The sequence below is a fragment of the Thermococcus sp. genome, assembly GCF_027012695.1.
GTDB lineage: Archaea > Methanobacteriota_B > Thermococci > Thermococcales > Thermococcaceae > Thermococcus.
The window spans coordinates 1-5,448 of the sequence record NZ_JALUYR010000134.1; the positions used below are offsets into that span (position 1 = coordinate 1).

Consider the following 5,448-nt stretch of genomic DNA (forward strand, 5'->3'; position numbering starts at 1 on the left):
GATTAGAAACTCGTGCCCGTTAAGGGAGAACTTCCTCTCCCCGTCCCTCAGCTTCAGCACGTGCTTCTTATCGAGGCTTATCAGGAAGTCGGCCTTGGTAGAATAAACCACATCGAAGAACTTGTTGTCGTCGGGGTCAGGCGAAACGTCGAAGTGTTCGGCTGGTTCAACTATGACGGAGGAAGCCCTGAAAATCCGGTAAATCCATAGTGCATAAATCCTGCTCTCAAGGTATCTCAGAACCTTCTCGCTCGTGAGTTTGAAGGGAAGCTCCTCAAGTATCGCTTCGGAGGTGTAGGAGCGAACCGCTCCATTGACCACCATGTCAAGTACCTTTCCAGAACTGCCGAAGGGGTTTATCGCCGCCGCTATGACGACGTTGGTGTCTAAGACGACCTTGAGCGCTTCCATTCCTCGTCCACTTCCTCAAGGAGCTTTTCGATTTCCTCCTCAGATGGAAGCTTCCTGCTCCTCGCGAGGAGCTTGTACTCCTCCCAGAGCTCCTTGGGCGACTCGTAATGAAGGAGGAAGAACCTGACTGCTTCCTTTATGAACTCGCTCCTGCTCGAGAACTCCCCCCGCTCGACTAGTTTATCTATCTCCCTCATCAGGCCTGGGGGAAAGCGGACGGAAACCTTCTCCGCAGTGGACATTCAATCACCGTAGGACAATAGTCGGACAAAATATATAAGCGTTTGGGATGGCCAAAGAAAGAGAACCCTCAAGGCTCCACAACCGTTCCATGGTGCTTTCCCCTCACCACATCGAAGAGGTGGTAGGCATCGCGCTTGCCGACGATGTAGGTCCTTATCCGCCCGCGCTGGATGAACTTTGCCGCTAAAGCGTCAACGACTCCACTGCCACCGGCTTTGCTCTCGGCCTCCATGGCTATCTCCACTAGCTGCTCCGGGGTTATTCTCTCGAGCTTTTTGGCGTTCGGATTCTTCCTCGGGTCGCTGTCATAGACGCCGTCCACGTTCGTGACGACAACGAGAAGGTCCGCCTGCAGGTACTCCGCGAGGAGCGCGGCAACTGCATCGGTCGTGTGGCCCGGATGCGTTCCGCCCATTATCGGTATCTTCTTGAGCTGTATGACCTCCCATGCCTTGCGGAAGTCCTGGATGACGAAGGGATATGCCTTCTCCCCCAAAGCCGCTATGAGGAGCATCGCGTTTGCCCTGGTGATGTGTATCCCTATGTAGTCTTTGAAGGTCTCGTTGGGCGTGAAGGTCTTCGCGGCTTTGATGTACTTCCTTGAAACTTTTCCGCCGCCGACGACAACCGCCACCTCGTGGTCCTCGCTTATCTTGATGAGCTCGTAGGAGAGGGCCCTTATGAACTCGATGTCGGGATCCTCCGGAACGAGAACAGAACCGCCTATGTCGAAGACTACCCTCATGACGACCCTCACGGTGCTAAACTGGAGCATTTATAACCTTTTTCTTATCATGAGGATGATAACGGCAACGGAGAGCGAAACTACCAAACCTTTATATATTCGGGCCCGAAAGTAAAACCTGGCGGCGGGCTAGGCCGGGGGGTTCGGCGTCCCCTGTAACCGGAAACCGTCGACATGCCGGGGCCGAAGCCCGGGGGGCGGTTCCTGAAGCCGCGCCCGGAAGTCGGGGTGTAACGATGAACCCTCGTCCCGGGGGGCCGGCGGTGGGCGGGGTCCGGCTGAAGGGCCGGACTAACGCCCTTTACCCGCCGAACCCCGCCAGGCCCGGAAGGGAGCAGCGGTAGGCGGGACGTGCGGCGCTCCCGGGGTAGCGGGGGTGAGCGAGCCCCGGTGGAAGGGCGCGGCGGAGGGTTCCCACCCCCGGGCGCGCCCGCCGCCACTAGATTTTTATCGTTTCTATCCGAGTCTTAGCGGTGATCCCAATGCACCCGAAGATAGGCTCGCTTCTCTCGCGCTTCCCCAGGGTGGAGCTCGTCCCATGGGAGACTCCGGTTCAGTACCTTCCTGCGGTGAGCGAAGCGGTTGGGGCTGACGTCTACATTAAGAGGGACGATTTAACAGGCTTTGGAATCGGGGGTAACAAGATTCGTAAGCTCGAGTACCTCCTTGGAGATGCCATCTCCAGGGGCTGCGATACCGTGGTAACGATGGGAGCGGTTCACTCGAACCACGCCTTCGTAACGGCCCTGGCGGCGAAAAAACTCGGACTGGAGCCCGTTTTGGTTCTCCGCGGAAGGGAGGAGCTCAGGGGCAACTACCTTCTGGACAGGCTGATGGGGATAGAGACGAGGGTCTTTGAGGTTGGGAAAACCACGGAACTGATTCCGATTGCGGAGAAGGTTGCGGAGGAGTTGAGGGTTAGAGGAAAACGGCCCTACCTGATACCGATAGGCGGAGCCTCCCCAATCGGAACCCTCGGTTACGTGAGGGCCGCTGGCGAGATAACCTCTCAATCCAGCGACCTCGGCCTGGAGTTCGATACAATCGTTGACGCCGTTGGAAGCGGCGGAACCCTTGCCGGACTGACCCTCGGTTTGAGTCTCATAGGTTCCAGAGCCAAACCAGTTGGAATGGGGGTCGGAATATTCGGTGGCGACATGGGGGAGAAGGTTCTCAAGCTGGCTGAAGAGGCGGGAAAACTCCTTGGGGTCAGCGTAAAGCTCGAAAGGCCCAGGATATACGATTACAGCTTCGGCGCCTACGGAAAGATAGTCAGAGAAGTTGCGGAGCTCATAAAATGGGTCGAAACAAAGGAAGGCATTCTCCTCGATCCAGTCTACACAGGTAAGGCCTTCTACGGCCTGATGGAGCTGGCCGGGACCGGAGAACTTGGAGAGAGGATTCTCTTCGTCCACACCGGCGGCCTTCCAGGGCTCTTCCACTACGGCGAGGAGATGCTCAGGCTCATGCAAAAGCCTTAAGTTATCCCCATCATTTTTGCCTCCGGGGTGTCAAAATGACCAGCCTTGAGGTAGAGCTCTTCGGGATAAAGTTCGAGAACCCGCTCATTCTCGCGTCCGGGATAAACGACAAAACTCCCGAGCAGTGGATTCGCGCCCACGAGGAAGGTGCCGGTGGCGTCGTGACTAAATCAATAGGAATCGAGCCGAGGAAGGGCTACGACAACCCGACCATAGTCGAGCTCCCCTACGGCCTGATAAACGCGATGGGACTGCCGAACCCGGGCTGGAAGGGTTTCCTTGAGATGGTTGAGGGCTACACCTTCGACTTCCCGCTCATCGTTTCCATATTCGGAGGAACACCGGGAGAGTTCGCCTTCCTGGCGGAAAAGCTGAGCGACGTTGCGGATGCCTTCGAGCTGAACCTCAGCTGTCCCCACGCGAAGGGCTACGGCATGGAGATTGGCCAGAAACCTGAGAACGTCTATGATGTCGTTAAAGCCGTTAAAGACGCCACTGATAGACCGGTAATAGCGAAGCTCACTCCCAACACCGATGACATAGCTAAGCTCGGTCTTGCCGCCGAAAGGGCTGGAGCCGATGGAGTTTCGGCAATAAACACGCTGAAGGCGATGGCGATAGATGTCTACGCGAGAAAGCCGATACTGAGCAACAAGATTGGGGGCTACTCCGGGCCCGGAGTCAAGCCCATTGCTCTAAGGGCCGTCTACGACCTCGCAAAGGCTCTCGACATCCCTGTAATAGGAATTGGAGGCATAACCACCTGGCAGGACGCGGTCGAGTTCCTCCTGGCTGGGGCCTCAGCTTTGCAGGTAGGAACTGCCGTCTCGCTCCGCGGCTGGAAGGTCTTCGGGGAGATAAGCGAGGGAATTGAGCGCTACCTCAGGAAGGAAGGCTTTTCGGGCGTGAAGGAAATCATCGGACTGGCTCTTGAGTAAGCGAAAGGGTTATCTAGTAGGAAGTCCTACTATACTATGGTGAACCACTATGCCAATCACGAAGGTAACGCGAAACTACCAGATAACGATTCCCGCTGAGATTCGAAAGGCACTCGGCATAAAGGAGGGCGAATACCTGAGCGTCGAACTGAGGGGAGACGAGATAGTCATTAAAAAAGCCGAGATGGAGTGGCCGAGCATTGACCTCGGAAGGGACTTCACGCCGGAAGAAATTGAGGAGAACTCCAGAAAAGCCCTCGTGGAGGCATCTAAATGGGAAGAGTAGCCGTCGTTGATACAAACGTCCTCCTTTACTCTATCAACCGTAGCTCGGAGAGATATAGAGGAGCGAGGGAATTGATAAACTCCCTTGATAAGATAGTGCTACCGACAATCGTTGTCTACGAGCTCGTCTGGAACTTGGCAGTGGCAGGGGTTACACCAAAGGAAGCGGAGAAAATCGTGTCAAAGATTCTTCTAAACGAGAGGGTTAGTCTCGCCGATGATAGAAAGTACTTACTTCCGGCCTTTGACCTCTTCGGAAACCTCGGCTTAAAACACTACAACGACTCTGTAATCCTCGCGATGGCCAGGGAAGTTGGAACCCTCGCGACCTATGACAAAAAGCTTAGAAACCGTGCTGGAAAACTTAACGTTAAACTGCTCCCGGAGGTGGTTGAATGAAGCGGGCGGTCGTTTTGTTCTCTGGAGGGCTAGATTCAACGGCCTGCCTCTACTGGGCGAAGAGGAACTACGACGAGGTTATAATGCTCACGGTGAACTACGGAAGCAACGAGGAGAATGTAACTAACAGAGTGGCGGAGTTCTTCTCGAAGGAGCTAAACGTTCCGCTAAAGATTATCAGATTAGACTTTCTCGAGGAGTTTTCCAAACTGAGGGGAACGACGCTAGTCGGCGGCGAAACGCCAAAGGTCTCTGCTGAGGAACTGGAAGACATGAACATCGCACAGGAGACAGCCAGAAGCGTCTGGGTTCCAGCGAGAAACGTGGTTTTAATAGCCGTAGCCGCTTCCCTCCTCGATGCCCTCGGAGGAGGAGATATCATAGTGGGCTTCAACGCCGAAGAAGGTGCCACCTTCCCGGACAACACACCGGAGTTCGTGGAGAAGATGAACGAAATGCTCCGCTATGGAACCATGGCGGAAGTGAGGGTAGTCGCTCCGCTCATAGACCTCGACAAGAAGGGTATAGCAAGGCTTTTGAAGGAATTAAACGCGAAATACGAGTACTCCAACTCCTGCTACATGCCGAAGGGCTTCACCGAGGACGGGAAGCCGATACACTGCGGCGAGTGCGAGAGCTGTGTGAGGAGACACCGCGGGCTTATCGAGGGAATCGGTGAGGATAAGACGGTTTACGCTGTTGAGCCGAAGATTTGATGTTCGCTTTTGTCCATTGGCCACCGCAAGATTTATAAATCCGCCCCGGCCTTTTATCTTTGGACGTGGGGCGGTAGCTCAGCCTGGGAGAGCGCCGGACTGAAGATCCGGGTGTCGGGGGTTCAAATCCCCCTCGCCCCACCACTTTCTGTGCGGTGGTAGTCTAGCCTGGTCTAGGACACCGGCCTTCCAAGCCGGTGACCCGGGTTCAAATCCCGGCCACCGCACCA

The 5,448-nt window shown here is 55.5% G+C and carries 8 protein-coding genes, 2 tRNA genes and 1 other RNA gene; 8 read left to right on the forward strand and 3 right to left on the reverse strand.

The features are described from left to right. From MV985_RS09020 to pyrH, 3 genes are all read right to left on the reverse strand, one after another. Positions 1-411: putative toxin-antitoxin system toxin component, PIN family (locus MV985_RS09020; protein ID WP_297465512.1), on the reverse strand; the 411-nt coding region annotated here is incomplete at its 3' end. Next, on the reverse strand, positions 387-653 hold the full coding sequence (locus MV985_RS09025) for a ribbon-helix-helix domain-containing protein (protein ID WP_297465514.1): 267 nt from the start codon (positions 651-653) through the stop codon (positions 387-389). The genes MV985_RS09025 and MV985_RS09020, both read right to left, overlap by 25 nt. Before the next feature lie 68 nt (positions 654-721). Next, on the reverse strand, positions 722-1,399 hold the full coding sequence (gene pyrH, locus MV985_RS09030; RefSeq protein WP_297465523.1) for a UMP kinase: 678 nt from the start codon (positions 1,397-1,399) through the stop codon (positions 722-724). A gap of 122 nt (positions 1,400-1,521) precedes the next feature. On the opposite strand from pyrH, the gene ffs reads away from it, so the two are divergent. The 8 genes from ffs (at position 1,522) to MV985_RS09070 (ending at position 5,448) form a co-directional block, all read left to right on the forward strand. After that, positions 1,522-1,835, forward strand: an RNA gene (gene ffs / locus MV985_RS09035) — signal recognition particle sRNA. Positions 1,836-1,881: 46 nt separating this feature from the next. Beyond that, complete coding sequence (locus MV985_RS09040; protein WP_297465525.1) at positions 1,882-2,880, forward strand: pyridoxal-phosphate dependent enzyme; 999 nt, start codon at positions 1,882-1,884, stop codon at positions 2,878-2,880. Positions 2,881-2,915: 35 nt separating this feature from the next. Beyond that, positions 2,916-3,818, forward strand: coding sequence for a dihydroorotate dehydrogenase (locus MV985_RS09045; RefSeq protein ID WP_297465516.1), 903 nt, complete (start codon positions 2,916-2,918; stop codon positions 3,816-3,818). Positions 3,819-3,867: 49 nt separating this feature from the next. Continuing rightward, complete coding sequence (locus MV985_RS09050; RefSeq protein ID WP_297465518.1) at positions 3,868-4,104, forward strand: AbrB/MazE/SpoVT family DNA-binding domain-containing protein; 237 nt, start codon at positions 3,868-3,870, stop codon at positions 4,102-4,104. Then, on the forward strand, positions 4,092-4,502 hold the full coding sequence (locus MV985_RS09055; RefSeq protein WP_297465520.1) for a PIN domain-containing protein: 411 nt from the start codon (positions 4,092-4,094) through the stop codon (positions 4,500-4,502). Before MV985_RS09050 ends, MV985_RS09055 begins: the two co-directional genes overlap by 13 nt. Beyond that, on the forward strand, positions 4,499-5,218 hold the full coding sequence (gene queC, locus MV985_RS09060; protein WP_297465521.1) for a 7-cyano-7-deazaguanine synthase QueC: 720 nt from the start codon (positions 4,499-4,501) through the stop codon (positions 5,216-5,218). The genes MV985_RS09055 and queC overlap by 4 nt, the downstream gene beginning before the upstream one ends. Positions 5,219-5,285: 67 nt before the next feature. Further along, a tRNA-Phe gene (locus MV985_RS09065) sits at positions 5,286-5,362 on the forward strand. 8 nt (positions 5,363-5,370) lie between these two features. Further along, positions 5,371-5,448: transfer RNA gene (locus MV985_RS09070), tRNA-Gly, on the forward strand.

Bases quoted from the DNA above. Each gene is read 5' to 3' on its own strand.
- queC (WP_297465521.1), top strand. From the start codon at position 4,499: ATGAAGCGGGCGGTCGTTTTGTTCTCTGGAGGGCTAGATTCAACGGCC.
- pyrH (WP_297465523.1), bottom strand. From the start codon at position 1,399: ATGAGGGTAGTCTTCGACATAGGCGGTTCTGTTCTCGTTCCGGAGGAT.
- MV985_RS09050 (WP_297465518.1), top strand. From the start codon at position 3,868: ATGCCAATCACGAAGGTAACGCGAAACTACCAGATAACGATTCCCGCT.
- MV985_RS09055 (WP_297465520.1), top strand. From the start codon at position 4,092: ATGGGAAGAGTAGCCGTCGTTGATACAAACGTCCTCCTTTACTCTATC.
- MV985_RS09025 (WP_297465514.1), bottom strand. From the start codon at position 653: ATGTCCACTGCGGAGAAGGTTTCCGTCCGCTTTCCCCCAGGCCTGATG.
- MV985_RS09040 (WP_297465525.1), top strand. From the start codon at position 1,882: ATGCACCCGAAGATAGGCTCGCTTCTCTCGCGCTTCCCCAGGGTGGAG.
- MV985_RS09045 (WP_297465516.1), top strand. From the start codon at position 2,916: ATGACCAGCCTTGAGGTAGAGCTCTTCGGGATAAAGTTCGAGAACCCG.